Origin of the sequence: Streptomyces sp. SLBN-8D4, from assembly GCF_049739545.1 — a bacterium.
Lineage (GTDB): Bacteria > Actinomycetota > Actinomycetes > Streptomycetales > Streptomycetaceae > Streptomyces > Streptomyces canus_C.
This window is the reverse complement of record NZ_JBMGQC010000001.1, coordinates 5,016,519-5,034,139: the sequence shown is the minus strand read 5'-3', so window position 1 is coordinate 5,034,139 and position 17,621 is coordinate 5,016,519. Positions and strand designations below refer to the sequence as shown.

Annotated in this window: 17 protein-coding genes and 1 tRNA gene; 13 read left to right on the top strand and 5 right to left on the bottom strand. The window is 71.1% G+C overall.

From position 1 onward, the window contains the following. Positions 1 to 5 precede the first annotated feature (5 nt). Complete coding sequence (locus tag RKD20_RS22740) at positions 6 to 302, bottom strand: hypothetical protein (protein ID WP_424879327.1); 297 nt, start codon at positions 300 to 302, stop codon at positions 6 to 8. A gap of 106 nt (positions 303 to 408) precedes the next feature. Here RKD20_RS22740 and RKD20_RS22735 point away from each other — a divergent pair, with 106 nt between their 5' ends. The 6 genes from RKD20_RS22735 (at position 409) to RKD20_RS22710 (ending at position 5,165) form a co-directional block, all read left to right on the top strand. After that, positions 409 to 1,314 (top strand): bifunctional DNA primase/polymerase, encoded by a 906-nt coding sequence (locus RKD20_RS22735; protein ID WP_424879326.1) that lies wholly within the window; start codon positions 409 to 411, stop codon positions 1,312 to 1,314. Further along, positions 1,311 to 1,745: a hypothetical protein gene (locus tag RKD20_RS22730; protein WP_424879325.1), complete on the top strand. Its 435-nt coding sequence runs from the start codon at positions 1,311 to 1,313 to the stop codon at positions 1,743 to 1,745. The genes RKD20_RS22735 and RKD20_RS22730 overlap by 4 nt, the downstream gene beginning before the upstream one ends. After that, a complete protein-coding gene (locus RKD20_RS22725; RefSeq protein WP_424879324.1) occupies positions 1,742 to 2,893 on the top strand; it encodes a DUF3631 domain-containing protein in 1,152 nt (383 codons plus the stop codon). The genes RKD20_RS22730 and RKD20_RS22725 overlap by 4 nt, the downstream gene beginning before the upstream one ends. A 186-nt stretch (positions 2,894 to 3,079) precedes the next feature. Further along, a complete protein-coding gene (locus RKD20_RS22720; RefSeq protein ID WP_398216866.1) occupies positions 3,080 to 3,265 on the top strand; it encodes a helix-turn-helix transcriptional regulator in 186 nt (61 codons plus the stop codon). A gap of 60 nt (positions 3,266 to 3,325) precedes the next feature. Then, positions 3,326 to 4,687 carry a tyrosine-type recombinase/integrase gene (locus RKD20_RS22715; RefSeq protein ID WP_424879323.1) on the top strand — a complete coding sequence of 454 codons (1,362 nt, stop codon included), beginning with the start codon at positions 3,326 to 3,328 and terminating at the stop codon, positions 4,685 to 4,687. A gap of 157 nt (positions 4,688 to 4,844) precedes the next feature. After that, positions 4,845 to 5,165, top strand: a complete 321-nt coding sequence (locus tag RKD20_RS22710) for a hypothetical protein (protein ID WP_424879322.1) — start codon at positions 4,845 to 4,847, stop codon at positions 5,163 to 5,165. Positions 5,166 to 5,302: 137 nt separating this feature from the next. Here the strand turns inward: RKD20_RS22710 and RKD20_RS22705 are convergent. After that, positions 5,303 to 5,387 (bottom strand) — tRNA-Ser (locus RKD20_RS22705). Between the two features lie 62 nt (positions 5,388 to 5,449). Beyond that, on the bottom strand, positions 5,450 to 6,940 hold the full coding sequence (locus tag RKD20_RS22700; protein ID WP_424879321.1) for a S1C family serine protease: 1,491 nt from the start codon (positions 6,938 to 6,940) through the stop codon (positions 5,450 to 5,452). A gap of 259 nt (positions 6,941 to 7,199) precedes the next feature. Here RKD20_RS22700 and RKD20_RS22695 point away from each other — a divergent pair, with 259 nt between their 5' ends. The 3 genes from RKD20_RS22695 (at position 7,200) to RKD20_RS22685 (ending at position 9,811) form a co-directional block, all read left to right on the top strand. Then, entirely contained in the window at positions 7,200 to 8,027 is an 828-nt protein-coding gene (locus RKD20_RS22695) for a glycerophosphodiester phosphodiesterase (RefSeq protein ID WP_031050749.1), read from the top strand. A 58-nt stretch (positions 8,028 to 8,085) separates the two neighbouring features. Beyond that, positions 8,086 to 8,721, top strand: a complete 636-nt coding sequence (locus RKD20_RS22690; protein WP_424879320.1) for an ATP-binding protein — start codon at positions 8,086 to 8,088, stop codon at positions 8,719 to 8,721. 124 nt (positions 8,722 to 8,845) lie between these two features. Further along, positions 8,846 to 9,811 (top strand): DUF5926 family protein, encoded by a 966-nt coding sequence (locus RKD20_RS22685; RefSeq protein WP_020119581.1) that lies wholly within the window; start codon positions 8,846 to 8,848, stop codon positions 9,809 to 9,811. A 244-nt stretch (positions 9,812 to 10,055) separates the two neighbouring features. On the opposite strand, the gene RKD20_RS22680 is transcribed toward RKD20_RS22685, so the two are convergent. Together RKD20_RS22680 and RKD20_RS22675 are read right to left on the bottom strand one after the other, a co-directional pair. Continuing rightward, positions 10,056 to 10,670 (bottom strand): hypothetical protein, encoded by a 615-nt coding sequence (locus RKD20_RS22680; protein ID WP_424879319.1) that lies wholly within the window; start codon positions 10,668 to 10,670, stop codon positions 10,056 to 10,058. Between the two features lie 56 nt (positions 10,671 to 10,726). Further along, a complete protein-coding gene (locus RKD20_RS22675; protein ID WP_424879318.1) occupies positions 10,727 to 11,392 on the bottom strand; it encodes a bifunctional DNA primase/polymerase in 666 nt (221 codons plus the stop codon). 452 nt (positions 11,393 to 11,844) lie between these two features. On the opposite strand from RKD20_RS22675, the gene RKD20_RS22670 reads away from it, so the two are divergent. From RKD20_RS22670 to RKD20_RS22655, 4 genes are all read left to right on the top strand, one after another. Continuing rightward, positions 11,845 to 13,356 carry a PP2C family protein-serine/threonine phosphatase gene (locus RKD20_RS22670; RefSeq protein WP_424879317.1) on the top strand — a complete coding sequence of 504 codons (1,512 nt, stop codon included), beginning with the start codon at positions 11,845 to 11,847 and terminating at the stop codon, positions 13,354 to 13,356. Positions 13,357 to 13,455: 99 nt separating this feature from the next. Beyond that, positions 13,456 to 14,916, top strand: coding sequence for an aminopeptidase P family protein (locus tag RKD20_RS22665; protein ID WP_424883291.1), 1,461 nt, complete (start codon positions 13,456 to 13,458; stop codon positions 14,914 to 14,916). Positions 14,917 to 14,978: 62 nt separating this feature from the next. Beyond that, positions 14,979 to 16,361 (top strand): PLP-dependent aminotransferase family protein, encoded by a 1,383-nt coding sequence (locus tag RKD20_RS22660; protein WP_424879316.1) that lies wholly within the window; start codon positions 14,979 to 14,981, stop codon positions 16,359 to 16,361. 10 nt (positions 16,362 to 16,371) lie between these two features. Continuing rightward, positions 16,372 to 17,619 carry an MFS transporter gene (locus tag RKD20_RS22655; protein ID WP_424879315.1) on the top strand — a complete coding sequence of 416 codons (1,248 nt, stop codon included), beginning with the start codon at positions 16,372 to 16,374 and terminating at the stop codon, positions 17,617 to 17,619. The last annotated feature ends 2 nt before the right edge of the window (positions 17,620 to 17,621 follow it).

Genomic DNA, 17,621 nt, shown 5'->3' with positions numbered 1-17,621 from the left:
CGCTGTCAGGCGCTCAGTTCCTCATCCAGGACACGCGGCCAGTCCTCGTGCCCCAACCCCCCGCCCATGAGCAGGTCACGCCAGTCCTGCCGGGCAATGCCAACCGCCCGCCGAAACCTGCCCACGTCTCCCTGCGCGATCAATACCGCCGCAGCCATGAGCCGTTCCGGGTCCTGCCGTGAGTCCTGGAGCTCTTCCGCAAGCTTCCGCAACGCACCCTCAACCCCCTTCGCGGCGCCCGGCTCCGGAAAGTCCCGCTCGATCCTCGCGTGCAGTCGAGCGCTGATCACTACCTCAGCCACGCGAGCCCCCTTCGCCACCGGCAACAGGCAGGGCGGCCCCCTCTCGCCAAAGAACAGGGCCGCCCTTGTCCACCAGTCACCCATCAAGGAACTGGAGACATCCAGCATGACCTATGACGCCCGTTCCGCGCTGCTGCGTGCAGCGCTGGACGCAGCCGAGCGCGGTTGGCACGTCTTCCCCCTGCGTCCCGGCACCAAGCGGCCCGCCCTGCACGGCGAGCAGGCATGCCCCCGCACGAGGGAATGCACCGCGGGGCACCGCAAGTGGGAGCAGCGCGCCACCACCGACCCCGACCGCATCCGCGCGGCCTGGTCCCGGGCGCCGTTCAACGTGGGCATCGCCACCGGCCCCTCCGGACTGCTGGTCGTCGACCTCGACATGCCCAAGGACAAAGGCAGTTCGGACGCGCCTAGCGGCGCGGCAACCTTCCGAGCGGTCTGCGAGCGCGCCGGACACCCCGTCCCCGACACCTACCGGACCCGGACCGCGAGCGGCGGACAGCACCTGTACCTCGCCGCTCCGGACGGCATCCGCCTTCCCAACACGGCAGGAACCATCGGCGAGTTGGTCGACACCCGGGCATGGGGCGGATACGTCGTCGCCGCCGGGTCCTGCACCCCCTCCGGGGCCTATGAGGCTCTGTGCGGCTCTGTGGCGGCCTCTCTGCCGTCCTGGCTGCAAAGCATCCTCGAACCGGCCCCCAGGACGTCTCAGGCCCCTTCGGTGGCCGTAGCGGGGCAATCGCGGCGATATGCGGATGTAGCGCTCGACAGTGAGGCGCGATCCGTCGCCGCGGCTCAACTCGGGGCGCGGGAAGCCGCGTTGTTCCGTGCCGCGCGCGCCCTGGGACGGTTCGTCGCGTGGGGCGACCTCCCCCGGCACGTGGTTGAGCAGGCTCTTCAGGAGGCAGGCGAGGCGGCCGGACTCACCGTCTCCGAGTGCCGCTCCACCCTGCGCAGCGCCCTGAACTGGTCCATCACCCACAACACCCGCAGGCGGGATGCGGCATGAGCACCCCTTCCCGCCCCTCCCTGAAGAGCATCACCCTCGCCCAGGACGGCCCGGACGCCGCCCGCTGGGTCCCGCCCCGCCCGGCCGCAGGCGCCCCGAAGGACGCCGCCCGACAGGGCGTCGTCACTGCTCTGCGCCCTGACCGCTCCCCGGCCCCCGACCAGGACCCCGGACCCGACCCGGACCCCACACCGGAGCGACCCGGCATCCGCATCTACGCCCCGCCCGTCTACCGCGACCACCACGACGGCGCCCGCTGGTCCAAGCGCTACGGCGACACCCCCACCGCCGCATGGGCCTGCCCCTGCGGCGAGGCCCGCCGGGCACGCGGGCCCCGGACCGTCGCCCGCCTGATCGCCGACTACCAGGACCACAAGACGGCCTGCACCGGCACACCGGCCAACCCCCAGGAAGGAAGGGCCGCCGCATGACCCCCACGCCCATCGACGGGGCCAAGCTGCTCAACGAGGTGGAAGCCTTCCACCGCCGCTTCAACGTCTTCCCCCACGAAGCCGCCTACGTCGCCGTGGTCCTGTGGGACGCGCACGCCCACCTGCTCGACTGCTTCGAGTCCACCCCGCGCCTTGCCTTCCTGTCCCCCGAACCGGGGTCCGGGAAGTCCCGGGCGCTGGAGATCGTGGAAACGCTCGTGCCCAACCCCATGGCCGCTGTCGACGCCTCCGCCGCCGCGCTCTTCCGCGCGGTGGCAGGGGTCGACGGCAAACGCCCCACGATCCTCTTCGACGAGATCGACACCATCTTCGGCCCCAAGGCCGGGGAGAACGAGCAGCTTAGGGGCTTCATCAACGCAGGACACCGCCGCAACCGGCCGATGTTCCGCTGCGTGGGAGACGGCGCCAACCAGACCGTGCAGGCGTTCCACTCCTACGCCGCTGTCGCTGTGGCCGGACTCGGCTACCTGCCCGACACCATCCGGGACCGCTCCGTCAACATCCGCATGCGCCGCAGGGCCCGCAACGAGAAGATCGAGCCCTACCGCACCCGCATCCACGAGAAGGAAGGGTTCGCCCTGCGCGACCGGCTCGCCACCTGGGCAGAGCAGGTCAGCGAGCGCGTCATGAACGCGTGGCCGACCCTGCCCGAGGGCGTCACGGACCGGCCCGCCGACGTGTGGGAACCGCTGCTCGCGATCGCGGACGCCGCGGGCGGTAACTGGCCCAAGCGGGCCCGTGCAGCCTGCGTCGCCCTGGTCACCGCGTCCAAGGCCAACGACAAAGGCAGTCTCGGGGTCCGGCTGCTCACCGACCTGCGCGATCACGTCATGGTCGGCATCGACCGCCTTCCCACCGTCGCCATCCTGGACCGGCTCAACGCCCTGGACGACGCGCCATGGGCCGACCTGCACGGCAAGCCGCTCGACAACCGGCGCCTGTCCAAGATGCTCGCGGAGTACATGACGGTCGACAACGAGCCGATCGCCTCCCGCAACATCAAGGCCGCCGGGAGCGTCCTCAAGGGCTACTACGTCGCCGATCTGTGGGACGCGTGGGCCCGCTACTGCCCCCCACCCCCGGAAAGTCCGCTACCTCCGCTACCCGGCACCGAAAACGCGGCCTGAACAGCACTGATGCGGTAGCGGCAACCCACCCCGGTTGCCGCTACCGCCCCGCTACCCATCCGCTACCGCTACCCCTTCCCGCTACCTCCAACAGGCCCCTGACCTGCGAGGTAGCGGAAGTAGCGGAAGTAGCGCCCCTCAGAGGTACCCCCTCTAGACGCCTCGCTCTGAGAAGGAGTCACAGCCTTGGCCAGCACCGAGAAGCTCAAGCTCGCCGAAGTCCTTGAAGAGATCGAGATGAGCCGCGCCGCCTTCTACCGGATGCGTGCCCGGGGTAAGGCGCCAAAGCTCATCAAGTTGCCGAACGGACAGATCCGTTGCCGCCGTAGCGACTTGGACGCGTGGTGGGCAAAGCACGAGATCGCCGCCTGAACGTTGACCGACCCAGGGGCCCCGCCGCGCGGCGGGGCCCCTTCCCAATGAGGGAGAACAATGCATAGCTACAACGTGCGCCTTTGGAGCGTCCGTAAGCGTTCCAGCAAGTCCGCTCCGTTCCAACTGCGCTGGTTGGTCGACGAAATCGAGTTCCACGAGAAGTTCGCGACCAAGACACTCGCGGACGCCCGTCGGGCAGAGCTGTTGACGGCTACACGCAAAGGCGAGCCGTTCGACACCGAGACAGGGCTTCCCGTCTCGGAGGTGCGCGAGCGGAACCGGACGAGCTGGTACACCCACGCGCGTGCACACGCTGCCCGGAAATGGCCCACTGCGGCAGCGAAGCATCGAGCGAGCATCGCGGAGAGTTTGACCATCGCCACGATGGCCCTGTGTCCGACGGGCAAGGGGCGCCCGGATGACCAACTCTTGCGTCGCGCCCTCTACCAGTGGGGTTTCAACGCTGGGCGTCACGACCAACAGCCACCAGACGCGGAAGCCAAGGCACTGGCCTGGGTGGAACGCAACGCGCCGGCCGTGGTCGACCTAGACAGCGCCAAGCGCGTACGCACAGTGCTGGAACACCTTGCCAAGCGACAGGACGGGAAGTCCGCAGCCGCCAACACGTTCCGGCGCCGCCGCGCGGTGCTGAGCAACTGCCTTCGCCTGGCTGTTGAACACGAGTTGTTGCCGGGCAATCCCCTGCTGCGGGTCCACTGGGAGACGCCCAAAGCAGTCGAGGAACTCGACGTGCGCAGCGTCGCCACGCCCGTACAGGCACGAGCCCTGCTCGACGCGGTCCGTGCACAGGGGACTCGCGGCGCCCACCTGGTCGCGTTCTTCGCCTGCATCTACTACGCGGCGATGCGCCCGGAAGAGGTGTCAATGCTGAGTGCTGACCAGTGCGAACTACCGGAGGAAGGGTGGGGCCGGCTCATGCTCTCTGGTGCCCGCCCTCAGGTGGGTTCCGCCTGGACGGACGACGGTAAGCCCTACGAGGAGCGGCAACTGAAGCATCGGGCCCGCCGCGCGGTGCGGCCGGTGCCGATCCCGCCGATCCTGGTCGCCATTCTGCGTGCCCACCTGGACGCGTTCGGGACCACGCCTGAGGGGCGACTCTTCAGCGCCGTACGTGGCGGGCCGATTCGTTCACAGGAGTACGGTGCCGCCTGGAAGGAGGCCCGCAGGAAGGTGCTCACGCCCGCCCAAGTCGCCTCCCCGCTGGCCGCGATCCCGTACGACCTCCGGCACGCCTGTGTGTCTTTCTGGCTCCGCTCGGGGGTGAGTCTTGCCGAGACAGCCCGTCGCGCGGGCCAGAGTGTCGCCGTTCTCCAGCGCTACTACGCCAAGGTGCTGGACGGCGAGGAAGCGAAGATGAACGCCCTGATTGAGCAGGGGCTGGCGGAGCAGGAGGGCTAGGAACCCCGCCCTTTGAAGATCCGGAAGGCAGCACTCGTTCGGTCCCTCTCCGATAGTCTCCCCGCGCCAAGATCACCGAATCCGAAGCCGGATTCGGGCCCGCTGCGCGACGGGGTCACGTGTACGGCTCACGTCGTCTCACGGACTGGAGAACACCGTGCCCCGATGGGCCATCGTGCAAGCTTCCGGTGAGGCGGAAGCCTTCCGATACAACATCCACAAGGAACTGGAAGGGACCGAAGCCCAAGCCCTTGCAGAGATGCTGCGGATCATCGACACCGTGGCAGATGCCCTTACGGAAGCAGGGCGTCGCCGACAGAGAAGACGGGTCTTCCGCGTGTCCGATCGCAGCTACACCGTGCGCGTCGAGAGCCGAGGGTGGAGCTACGACGCCCACTTCACCCTCGCCGAACTCATAGCCGACACCCACGATGACGAGCTTCCCAGCAGTGCATCCGGTTCGACGGAGGGGCCGTAAATCCTGGCCGCAGGTTGGCCGCACGCACTGGTCAGAGGTGGGATACCGCCGAATCAGGGTGAGACAAGGTCATGCGGAAGGGGTGCCGCTCCGGAGAGTGGCACCCCTTCTGACCTGCAAGTCTCTGACCTGCTACGCGGTGGGTGTGGGATTTGAACCCACGGTGACTCGCGCCACGACGGTTTTCAAGACCGTTCCCTTAGGCCGCTCGGGCAACCCACCCCGCGCCGCCGGTGACCGTGGCGCGGGGAACAGAGTAACGGGTCGGGGCGGGGGCGTGGGGGTCAGCTGTCGCCGGTGCGGGAGCCCAGGGTGAGATCGACCGTGTGGGTCTTGCCGTCACGCTCGTAAGTGATCTGGACCTTGTCGCCGGGCTTGTGGGTCCAGATCTCGCCGATCAGGGTGGGACCGGAGTCGATGACGTGGTCGTCCAGCTTGGTGATGACGTCGCCGGGCTTGAGGCCGGCCTTGGCCGCGGGGCCGCCCGACTCGACCGGGGCGGAGCCGCCGGCGCCCTCGGTGGTGATCTTCGCGCCGCCCGTGGAGTCCTCCAGGGAGACGGACGCGCCGATCTTGGCGTAGACCGGCTTGCCGGTCTTGATCAGCTGCTGGGCGACGTACTTGGCCTGGTTGATCGGAATGGCGAAGCCGAGGCCGATCGAGCCGGACTGGCTGGTGCCGCCGAGGCCGCCGCCGCTGGTGGACTGGATCGCGGAGTTGATGCCGATCACGTTGCCCTGCGCGTCGAGGAGGGGACCGCCCGAGTTGCCCGGGTTGATCGACGCGTCCGTCTGCAGCGCGCTCATGTAGGAGGCGTTGCTGCCGCTGCCGTCGCTGGAGGCCACCGGGCGGTTCTTCGCGCTGATGATGCCCGTCGTGACGGTGTTCGACAGGCCGAAGGGGGCGCCGATCGCGATCGTGGAGTCGCCCACCGCCACCTGGTCGGAGTTGCCCAGAGTGAGCGGATTGAGGTCGCTCGGCGCGTTCTTGAGCTTGATGACCGCCACGTCGTAGCCCTGGGCGTGGCCGACCACCTCGGCGTCGTACTTCTTGCCGTTCGGGAAGGTGGCGGTCAGCTTCCCGCCGTCGACCGCGTCGGCGACCACGTGGTTGTTGGTGACGATGTGACCCTGGGTGTCGAAGACGAAGCCCGTTCCGGTGCCTCCTTCGCCGTTGGTCGACTCGGCCTCGATGGTGACCGTGCTGGGCAGGGCCCGCTGCGCCACACCCGCGACGGTGCCGGCGTCACGCCTGACGCTGCCGCCGCTGTCGGAGGCGGACAGGGTCGTGGAGGAGCCGTTGTCGTTGTTCTTGGCCAGGGTGTAGCCGAGACCGCCGCCGAGGCCACCGGCGACCAGCGCGGCCACCAGGATCGCGGCGACGAGACCACCGCGGCCGTTCTTCGGCTTCGGTGCGGGCTGCTGGTAGCCCGCGCCCCAGACACCCGTCGGACCGGCGCCACCCGCACCGGCCCCGCCCGCACCCGCACCGCCGTCGGCGTACGACGGGGTGCCCGGAGGCTGCGGCGGCGGCCAGGCGCCCTCGGGGCCGCCCGGGGCGCCGGGCTGCTGCCCCTGTGCCGAGGCGTACGCCGGAGCAGGTCCCGCGTGCACGAGTTCCGGTCCCTGTGCGCCGTCGGAGGCGTGCGGCGGGGCCGGAGGGGTGGAGGCGCCCGCGTCGGAGGCCTGGTGGGCCGAAGCCGCGGGAGCGTCCACCGGCACGGGGGGTGCAGACGGGGCCGGGGGTACCGCGGTGCCCTCGTTCTCGGTGCTCACAGCTTCTCTCCTCGGTCCACGGCTGTCGGTTGTCGGTCGCACTCGGGCACGCTCGGCCAGTGCCGCTTTCGTGTCCGGCGTGCGTCAGCTGTGCATGTCCTTTTGTATGCCGTCAGCTTTTCCCACGGGCCGTCAGGGCACCATAAGCGGTGCCTGTGGGTCTGCGGCTGCTCTTTATATAGGCCATGCAAGACAAATGAGGCGCAATACATATGCCTCCGTTCGCACGCGTACCCCCGAGCGGTGGCACCATGACGCGGTGACCCACGCACGGCAGCAGCTGACTCAAGTCGTCGCCCACCGCGGAGCCTCGGAAGACGCTCCCGAGCACACGCTCGCCGCGTACCGCAAGGCCATCGAGGACGGCGCGGACGCCCTCGAATGCGATGTACGCCTCACGGCCGACGGCCATCTCGTGTGCGTCCACGACCGACGGGTCAACCGTACGTCCAACGGCCGCGGAGCGGTCTCGGCCCTGGAGCTCGCCGACCTCGCCGCCCTGGACTTCGGCTCGCGCAGGACACGGGAGTTCTGGCGCACCCGCGACGAGGAGCCGGACTGGGTCTTCCGGCCCGAGGACCGGGAGGACACCTCCGTCCTGACCCTGGAGCGGCTGCTCGAACTCGTCGCCGACGCGGGGCGGCGGGTCGAGATGGCCATCGAGACGAAGCACCCGACGCGCTGGGCGGGACAGGTCGAGGAGCGGCTGCTGGCGCTGCTGAAGCGGTTCGGCCTGGACGCCCCCGCCTCCGCTGCGGAGTCGCCGATCAGGGTCATGAGTTTCTCGGCCCGGTCACTGCATCGCGTGCGTGCCGCCTCGCCGACCCTGCCGACCGTCTACCTGCTGCAGTTCGTCTCGCCCCGGCTGCGGGACGGCCGGCTGCCCGCGGGGGTGCGGATCGCGGGACCCTCGATCCGGATCGTGCGCAACCACCCCGGCTACATCGAACGCCTGAAGCGGGCGGGTCACCAGGTGCACGTGTGGACCGTGAACGAGCCCGAGGACGTGGACCTCTGCGTGGAGCTGGGCGTCGACGCCATCATCACCAACCGCCCGCGCGCGGTGCTCGACCGACTGGGCCGCTGACGTCGCCTCCGTCACAGGGTGTGCCCCGGCGCGTTCGGTGCGTGTTCGATCGTGACGAATGCGTCAGCGGAACGTGATTGGCCGGTTTCCGGTACAGGCCAATGGGGCATCCACTCCGTGGCGTGGGGCGAAGGAGGTCTCGGGGGTGGCGTTGGTGGTGGCACAGGAGGTGCCCACGTCGTCGAGCATGGCCGTACCCCATGGCCCTGCGGGCGTGGGGGAAGCGCGACACCGTATGCGCGTGCAACTGCGCAGGGGTGGCGTGGCGGAATCGGTCATCGACGACGCCGTACTGATTCTTTCCGAACTCTTGAGCAACGCGTGCAAGCACGGCCGGCCGCTGGGCGACGCCCTGGCCGGGGACGGCGACGTCCGCGCCGCCTGGCGGGTGGACGCGGGAGGCAGGCTCACGGTCGAGGTGACGGACGGCGGCGGACCCACCCGCCCGGCTCCGGCCACCCCCTCGGTCACCGCGCACGGCGGCCGCGGGCTCAACATCATCACCGCGCTGGCCGACGACTGGGGCGTCAGGGACGACGCCCGGGGCGAGGTCACGGTCTGGGTGATCGTCCACGCGGACGTTCACGATCCGGACGCCGGCTGCCGGCGGAGCGACTTCGCCACGCGGGTCGTGGCACCGTCGGTGGCGGTACCCGACCTGGACTTCTCGGACGCGTTCGACGATCTCGGCTGAGGCGACCGGGACCGGGCGTCCGAGCAGGACACCCCGGTGGTTGTCCACAGGCTCCCGTCGGCCAAGTCGCAAGCGGCTAGGCTCGCGCCCGTACGAGACGAGCCGTAACCGGGAGACAGCCACGATGGCCAAGAAGCGACCCCAGACGAAGGCCAAGCGCCCGCAGATCACGGATGGCGAGGTCCCGGTCGTCGGCGCCCGCGAACCCTGCCCGTGCGGAAGCGGCCGCCGCTACAAGGCCTGCCACGGCCGGGCCGCCGCGCAGGCCGCGACCGAGCTGGTGCACCGCCCGTTCGAGGGCCTCGCCGGCGAGGGCGACTGGGTGGCCCTGCGCGAGCTGGTCCCCGCCGCCACGGTCGGGCTGACCCTCAGGAGCGGCCTCCCCGAAGGCGTCCCGTCGGTCACGCTGGCCACGGTCCTGCCGATGGCCTGGCCCGCCCTGCGCCGCGACGACGGCTCGGTACTGATCGGCCTGCAGAACGACACGGCATCGGGCGACATCAGCCGCGACCTCGCCGACACCCTCCAGCGCGCGCTCACCGCGGCTCCGGGCACCCCGGTCGAGGGCCGGCGCGCCCCCGCCGACGGTCCGCGGCTGCAGGATCTGCTCGATCCCGAAGGCGCGTTCGAGCCAGTTGTGCACGAGGGCTTCGAGTTCTGGGTCCCGGACGCGGAGAACGCCACGCCCGAGGTGACCGCCTCCCTGGAGCGGGCCAACGCGGCGGCCATCCCGACGGTCCGGCTGACCGGTGTCGACGCCGCCTACTGGTGCGAGACTCCGGACAAGAACCACCTGCGCTGGGTGATGCCGCACCCCGAGGAGCAACTTCTGGACGCGCTCGCGCGACTGCACGCGGCCGGGAAGTCGAGCCTCGGCGAGGGCACCCGGCTCGTCGGTTCCTTCCGTGCCCACGGCCTCACCGTCCCGGTGTGGGACCTGCCGAGCGGGGTCACCGCGGAGGACGTCGAGAAGCCGGCCGCCGAGTTCGCCGAGCGTCTCGCGGGTGCTCTGGCCACGGACGCACCGCTGACCGCCGACGAGCGCCGCGCCCGTGGCGGCCTCACCAACCGCCAGGTCACGCTGAGTTGACGAAACCGGTGCGGCTGACCGGCCGGTCAGTCGCACCGAACCTTCACCGAACGGCCGGCTCCGTCCACAACTCCCCTCAGGAGATGGCGAATCGGTGTCCGAATCAGCCAGGGAGCGGCGCGGTCGAATTTGCGAACGGGCGATCTCTTGTTACCGTTCCAATAGCCCGGTTGCTGGTGCATCCCCCGTCGCCAGCAACCGGGTCTTTCTGTGCCCGGGCCGCTTTACGGAACGCCTCCGTGCGTCAACTGCCCGTGGTTTCCCCGGAGTTGCTCCCGGTCCGCAGCAGCAGTGGTCCGCTGCCCCGCCGGGCGAACTCCGCGACCGCCGTGTAGTCGGCCGGTGCTCCCTGGACGCGTTCGCGGGGTGTCTCGCAGCTGTCCGGCTCGTCCCCCGCGCCGACCGCGCAGCGCAGCTGCATCGTGTGTCCGCCGGGTCCCATGAAGCTGAGCGCGGCGTCCAGCACGGCGCCGGTCGCATTGCGGTAGTAGGTCCGCGCCCAGGTCTCCTCGCCCTGCGTGAGCACACAGGTCTGCGCCTCGATGCCGTCGGGGGAGGTCAGTTCGGGACCGCAGCGCGCGGCGGTGGCGAGGCCCAGGCCGAGCAGCAGCGGGGAGCGGCCGGAGTCGGCGAGGGGCGCCTTGTAGTCGTCGGACGGCCGTACAGCGGAAGGATGCGCCGAAGGCCGTTCAGCGGAAGGGCCCGCGGGAGACCGTACGGCGGGAGGCTCCGCGGGACGCACGAGGTCGCGTACGACCGTACGGCCTCCGTCGCCCACCTGTCCCGCGGAGGCCACGGCCAGGGGCAGCGCGATCGCGCACACCACGATGCCCGACAGGGCGAGCAGACGAAGGTTCATGAAGCGGACGATAACGACCCGGCGCGGGCACCCGGTTCTGCCCGCGCCCGACACCCCTACAACTCGGGTGCGCTCACACCCGTACGAGTGAGGGCCTCGACCACGGCGTCCACCACGGCCTCGACGTCGGGGACCCACGGGGAGGCGGAGCCGGGCAGCGGAGCCCGCTCCCAGGTGATGTCGCCGTGACCGGTCTCGGACGGGGGCAGGGCGAGGTAGCCGCCCTCGCCGTGGAAGCGCAGCGAACCGGGGACGTGGTCCTGGGCGTACAGCAGCTCGCCCAGCTGTTCCATGGAGTACGGCTTGACGAGGATCGCCCAGCGGGTCGGCGCGGCGATCACCGGTCCGAGGCGCATGCCCTCGCGGTCGAGCGCGGCCAGGGCACGGGCGGCCGGGAGGGCCGGCAGGCTGACCGCGCAGGGGGCACTGCCGCCGGTGGCCAGGATGATCGGCGCGGCCGGGCGGTTGGTCCACCACCAGCGGACCATGCGCTCGTCCGTGGTGGCCGCGAGCAGACCCGGGTCGAAGGGGTGGGCGCCGGGGACCGTGCACTCCGGGTCGGGGCATCCGCAACGGGCCCGGCCCTCCGGGTCCGGTGCCACACCCGGGAGTACGGGCCACTGCCATTCCTTCGCGAAGGTCATGGCCGCGCTGATCAATTCAGGCCTTCCGTCGCTGCGCTGGGACAGGAGCCTGCGTCGCCTTCCGAGGATCTCGCGCATGAGCGCTCGTTCCTTTCCGTTGCACCGCTGGCAACACCGAGGACCACATCACACCATGTGTCGATCTCTTCACTGTGCGTACCTGTTGGCGCATCACACCCTTGTCCGAGACAAGGGGAACCCCATACTGCGTCTATCAAAAGCATGGGCGTGGCGGGGGGTGGCGAAGTCTGGCGTTTTGCCGTCGCGCGTATTTCTCTCCGCCTCCGCCACGGGAGGATGGGGCTCGGTCGTCGGTGGTTAAGACGCCCGGGTCGGTCACCAGGTTCCGGGTGGCTGTCCACCACCCCTGGCCCTTACCGAGTACGTACCCATCACGACCGCTGTGACGCTCTGTGGAGCAAGGCCAGTCGACCTCAATACACCGTAACCCGAGGCAGTTTTTAGCCAACTTTACCCAGCAACTCACTCTCCACCAGTTACCCACGGACACCAGGAATCCCGGCAGGACAATGCTGGACATCCCCTCACGAGTGCGTGTACATGTGGAGACACTGCTAGCGGCGCAGAATGACATGGGGGTTTGCGATGCTTTTGAGCAATACGCACCGGTCGGAAGGCCGGACGCCATGAACGCCCCTCACGCTCCGAAAGTGGCCGGAATCGATTCAACGGTTCCCGCACCCGCACACACTGTCGCGCCCGCGCCTGCCGCCCCGGGCACCTCTTCGGTCCCCGCGCCGAACGCACCCGGCGCCCTCCTCCAGGACCGGCTCGCCGGCTGGGTCTCCGACCTGACGACCCTGCACGAACTCACCGAACGCCTCGCCCGCACACCCGCCCTGTCCGAAGCCCTCCAGGAATTCCTGCAGGCCGGAGCCGCCCTGGTGGGGGCCCGGCGCGGACTGGTCGTCCTCGAACCGGGCGACGGCCTCGGCCCCGACACCACCATCGGCCTCGGACTCGCCCGCGCCGATCTCGGGCACATCGAGACCGTGCCGCGCAGCGCGATGTCGTACGGCCGCATTCTCGACGGGCTGCCGGGCGGCGACGGCGAGATCGCCCAGCCCGACCTGCTCGCCGAGGACGGCCTCGACCCGCGCCACCGCGAGGTGGCCGCCCGCCTCGGCTACGCGGCCTGCTACGCGCTGCCCCTGTCCACCGACGACGCCGGCCGCCTCGGTGCCGCGGTGTGGCTCTACGACGAGCCCGCCGAACCGTCCGAGCGCCAGCGCCACCTCGTCGGCCTGTACGTCCGCTGTGCCACCGAGCACCTAGCCCGGCTCGTCGAGGTCGAGCGCACCCGCGCGTGCATGGCGACGATGGCCGAGGAGCTGCTGCCGTCCCGGCTCCCCCGGGTCGCCGGCGTCAGGCTCGCCGCCCGGCACCGCACCGGTCCGCGCGGCGGCGGCGACTGGTACGACGCGCTGCCGCTGCCGGACGCGGCGCTGGGACTCGCGGTCGGTTCGGTGACCGGCAGCGGCCCGAGCGCGATCGCCGCGATGGGGCGCCTCAGAGCCTCCCTCAGGGCGTACGCCGTGATGGAGGGCGAGGACCCGGTCGCGGTCCTGTCCGACCTGGAACTGCTGCTCCGGTTGACCGAGCCGGCCCGCTCCGCCACCGCGCTGTTCGCCTATTGCGAGCCCGCGCTGCGCAAGGTCACGCTGGCCGGTGCCGGGCACTGTCCGCCGCTGCTGATCGGCGAGCGGCGCACCGAGTTCGTGGAGACGTCCGTGTCCGCGCCGCTCGGCATGCTCGCCTGCTGGGAGGCGCCGAGCGTGGAGCTGAGCGCCGAGCCGGGAGAGACGGTTCTGCTGTACACCGACGGGCTGCTGCACCGCACCGGGGACCCCACCGACCGCGCCTTCGCCCGTCTGCACGCGGCGGCGGCCGGGGTGCCGAAGGCGCTGCGCGGCGACCCCGGCGCGGTCGCCGACCACGTGCTGCGGACCGTGCTGCCCGAGGGTCTGGACGAGGCGGACTCCGAGGAGGACGTCGTGTTGCTCGCCGCACACTTCGAGTAGCACGGTGTAGCAGGGTGTAACAGGCCCAAGGCCCCTGGGCCCCCTTCCGTACGACCGTACGATGGAGGGGGTCCAGTGCCGTTTCGTAGGAGGATGACCGTGGCCGAAGAGCTCACCCCGGCGACCCCGGAAGATGAGTCCGAAGAGCCGATCAAGAAGCGGAAGAACGGCCTGTACCCGGGCGTCTCCGACGAGCTGGCCGAGAGCATGAAGTCCGGCTGGGCCGACACCGAGCTGCACGACCTGGAGCCGATCGCGCAGGCCGCCGAGACCGCGGCCCGCCGCGCGGCGCTCTCCGCGCGCTTCCCCGGTGAGCGGCTGGTGATCCCGGCGGGCAATCTGAAGACCCGCTCCAACGACACCGAGTACCCCTTCCGGGCCTCCGTCGAGTACGCGTACCTCACGGGCAACCAGACCGAGGACGGCGTGCTCGTCCTGGAGCCCGTCTCCGGCGGCCACACCGCCACGCTGTACCTGCTGCCGCGTTCCGACCGCGAGAACGGTGAGTTCTGGCTGTCGGGCCAGGGTGAGCTGTGGGTCGGGCGGCGGCACTCGCTGACCGAGGCCGGGACGCTGTACGGCATCCCCGTCTCCGACGTGCGGGAGATCGCCGACAAGCTGCGCGAGGCCACCGGCCCGGTGCGGGTCGTACGGGGCTACGACGCCGGCGTCGAGGCCGCGCTCACCGACAAGGTCACCGCCGAGCGGGACGAGGAGCTGCGGGTCTTCCTGTCCGAGGCGCGACTGGTCAAGGACGAGTTCGAGATCGGGGAGCTGCAGAAGGCCGTCGACTCCACGGTGCGGGGCTTCGAGGACGTGGTGAAGGTCCTCGACAAGGCCGAGGCCACCTCCGAGCGCTACATCGAGGGCACCTTCTTCCTCCGCGCGCGGGTCGAGGGCAACGACGTCGGCTACGGCACGATCGCCGCGGCGGGGCCGCACGCGTGCACGCTGCACTGGGTGCGCAACGACGGGCCGGTGCGCTCCGGTGACCTGCTGCTCCTCGACGCGGGCGTCGAGACGCACACGTACTACACCGCCGACGTGACGCGGACGCTGCCGGTCAACGGCCGCTTCAGCGAGATCCAGAAGAAGATCTACGACGCCGTGTACGACGCCCAGGAGGCCGGCATCGCGGCCGTGCAGCCGGGTGCCAAGTACCGGGACTTCCATGACGCGGCCCAGCGGGTGCTGGCCGAGCGGATCGTGGAGTGGGGTCTGGTCGAGGGGCCGGTGGAGCGGGTGCTGGAGCTGGGCCTCCAGCGGCGCTGGACGCTGCACGGGACCGGGCACATGCTGGGCATGGACGTCCACGACTGCGCTGCCGCGCGGGTCGAGTCGTACGTGGACGGGGTCCTCGAGGCGGGGATGGTGCTGACCGTCGAGCCCGGGCTGTACTTCCAGGCCGACGATCTGACCGTGCCCGAGGAGTACCGGGGTATCGGGGTGCGGATCGAGGACGACATCCTGGTGACGGCCGACGGGAACCGGAATCTGTCGTCGGGGCTGCCGCGGCGGTCCGACGAGGTCGAGGCGTGGATGGCCTCCCTGAAGGGGTGATCTTTCGGGTGCGGGTCGTTCGTGGCTGGTCGCGCAGTTCCCCGCGCCCCTAGGTGGGATCGGTGGACCTGCATCTGGAAGCCGACCCCGTCGACGGTCGTCGTGCCGGGCTTGAGAGGGCCCTGCGCGACGCCGTTCGCGGAGGGCGTCTCGCTCCCGGCGCCCGGCTGCCCGCCACCCGGCGGCTCGCCGAGGAGCTGGGGGTTTCGCGGGGGACCGTGAAGGCGGCCTACGACCAGTTGATCGCCGAGGGGTATCTGACCGCCCGGCAGGGGTCGGGCACGGTCGTCGCTCCTCTGCCCGCCGCCGACGCCGGACCCTCGCGGAGCGGTGCACGCGCGCGTGCACCGCTTTTCGATCTGCGGCCCGGCAGCCCGGACGTCGGCGCCTTCCCCGCCGCGGCCTGGCTCAAGGCCGTACGGCGGGCCGTCGCCACCGCTCCGGTCTCCGCGTACGACTACGGCGATCCCCTGGGCCGGATCGAGCTGCGGGTCGCGCTCGCGGAGTATCTCGGGCGGGCCCGGGGAGTCGTCGCCTCTCCCGAGCAGATCGTCGTCACCTCCGGGGCCGTGCAGGGGCTCGCGCTGCTCACCCGAGTTCTGGAGGGCGGGGACATCGCCATGGAGGACCCCGGGCTGCCCTTCCACCGGGAGGTCGTACGGCGCGGTGGCGGACGGGTGGTGCCGGTGCCGGTCGACGAGCGGGGCGTGGAGGTCGACGCTCTCGGGGACCCCGCGGCCGTCGTCGTCACTCCCGCCCACCAGTACCCGACCGGCGTGACCCTGCACCCCTCGCGGCGGCGGGCGCTGACCGACTGGGCACGCGCGCGTGGGGCGCTGGTCGTCGAGGACGACTACGACGGGGAGTTCCGGTACGACCGGCAGCCCGTCGGAGCGCTCCAGGGGATGGCACCGGGCCGGGTCGTCTACCTGGGGACGGCGTCCAAGACGCTCGGACCCGCGCTCCGGCTCGGCTGGATGGTGCTGCCGCCGCACCTCGTCGCACCCGTCGCCGACGCCAAGCTGCACAGTGACCACAGCACCGAGACCATCGGGCAGCTGGCACTCGCCGAGCTGATCCGCAGTCACGCCTACGACCGTCACGTGCGCGCGTGCCGGCTCAGATACCGGCGGCGCAGGGACCGGCTCGTGGAGCGGCTGGGGGCGCGGTGGCGGGTCCAGGGGATCGCGGCCGGGCTGCACGCGCTGGTCGAGGTCGGGGACGAGACGGCGGTACTGGCGCGGGCCGCGGCCGAGGGGCTCGCGGTGGGGTCGCTACGGGAGCACTGGCACACGGCGGGATCTCGCGAGGGGCTCGTCGTGGGATACGGGACTCCTCGGGAGGGGGCGTATCCCGAGGCGCTGGAGGCCCTGGTCCGGGTCCTGGAATTGGGCCACTCCCAGAGGCCTCCAGTGGGTCTGTCGAGCGGCCCACTGCCCTTCTAGTGTCGGTTCCATGACGAACTCACTCGTCCCGCCCGCGGGGCCGCAACGCGTCCTGGCGCTAGCCCAGTTGAGCAACTCCGTCGGGGACGGCGCCTATTACGTGACGTCGGCGCTCTACTTCACACACGTCGTCGGGCTCGACCCCGCACGCGTGGGGCTCGGTCTGACCGTCGGATGGGCGGTCGGGTCGGTGGTGGGAGTGCCGCTCGGCCGGCTGGCGGACCGGCGCGGGGCACGCGGTACGGCGGTGCTGCTGGCGCTGGCGACGGGGCTGGCGGTGGCGTCCTTCCTGGTGGTGCGGGATTTCGTGCCCTTCGTGCTGGCGGCCTGTGCCTACGCCTCGGCGCAGTCGGGGCTCGCGGCGGCCCGGCAGGCGCTGCTCGCGGGGCTGGTGTCAGCCGGGGAGCGGACCGGGCTGCTGGCCCACCTCCAGGCGACGCTCAACGCCGGCCTTGCGGTCGGCGCGGGACTCGGGGGGCTGGCGCTGCACGCCGGGACGCGGGCCGCGTATCTCGGGGTGTTCGCGGTGGACGCGGTGAGCTTCCTGGTGTGTGCGGGGCTGCTGCTGCGGCTGCCGTCCGTGGCGCCTCGCGTGGCCGTGGAGAAACGTCCCGGCTCCGGGGTGCTGCGCGACCGGCCGTACGCCGTGATCACCCTGCTGAACACCGTGCTGCTGCTGCGGATGCCCCTGCTGAGCCTGGGGATCCCGCTGTGGATCGCCGAGCGGACCGCGGCTCCCACCTGGCTGGTCTCCGCGCTGTTCGTGCTCAACACCGGGGCCGTGATGGTGTTCCAGGTGCGGATGGCCCGCGGGGTGACCGGGCTCGCGTCGGCCACGCGCGCGGTGCGGCGGTCGGGGTGGGTCATGCTGGCTGCCTGTGCGGTGTTCGCGCTGTCGGCGGGGGCCTCGCCGTGGGTGGCCGTGGGCGCGCTGGTCGCCGGGGCGGTGTTGCAGGTGGTGGCCGAGATGGGGCAGTCGGCCGGGTCCTGGCAGCTCTCCTTCGACCTGGCTCCGGCCGAGCGGGTCGGCGAGTACCAGGGGTTCTTCGGGACCGGGGTGACGGTGGCCCGGACACTGGGGCCGCTGGTGCTGACGACGCTGCTCGTGGAGTGGGGCACGCCGGGGTGGCTGCTGCTCGGCGGGGCGACGCTGGTGGCGTCGTACGCGATGGGGCCGGCGACCAGGCGGGCCGCCGGCCGGGTGTCGGAGCGGAGCGCCCCCGGGAGGGACGCCGAGGCACCGGTGCTCGTGAACTAGCT

What these genes read in the sequence shown, in the direction of transcription:
- RKD20_RS22735 (WP_424879326.1), top strand. Translation starts at nt 409, where the DNA reads ATGACCTATGACGCCCGTTCCGCGCTGCTGCGTGCAGCGCTGGACGCA.
- RKD20_RS22730 (WP_424879325.1), top strand. Translation starts at nt 1,311, where the DNA reads ATGAGCACCCCTTCCCGCCCCTCCCTGAAGAGCATCACCCTCGCCCAG.
- RKD20_RS22725 (WP_424879324.1), top strand. Translation starts at nt 1,742, where the DNA reads ATGACCCCCACGCCCATCGACGGGGCCAAGCTGCTCAACGAGGTGGAA.
- RKD20_RS22715 (WP_424879323.1), top strand. Translation starts at nt 3,326, where the DNA reads ATGCATAGCTACAACGTGCGCCTTTGGAGCGTCCGTAAGCGTTCCAGC.
- RKD20_RS22690 (WP_424879320.1), top strand. Translation starts at nt 8,086, where the DNA reads ATGCGTCAGCGGAACGTGATTGGCCGGTTTCCGGTACAGGCCAATGGG.
- RKD20_RS22685 (WP_020119581.1), top strand. Translation starts at nt 8,846, where the DNA reads ATGGCCAAGAAGCGACCCCAGACGAAGGCCAAGCGCCCGCAGATCACG.
- RKD20_RS22680 (WP_424879319.1), bottom strand. Translation starts at nt 10,670, where the DNA reads ATGAACCTTCGTCTGCTCGCCCTGTCGGGCATCGTGGTGTGCGCGATC.
- RKD20_RS22675 (WP_424879318.1), bottom strand. Translation starts at nt 11,392, where the DNA reads ATGCGCGAGATCCTCGGAAGGCGACGCAGGCTCCTGTCCCAGCGCAGC.
- RKD20_RS22670 (WP_424879317.1), top strand. Translation starts at nt 11,845, where the DNA reads ATGCTGGACATCCCCTCACGAGTGCGTGTACATGTGGAGACACTGCTA.
- RKD20_RS22655 (WP_424879315.1), top strand. Translation starts at nt 16,372, where the DNA reads ATGACGAACTCACTCGTCCCGCCCGCGGGGCCGCAACGCGTCCTGGCG.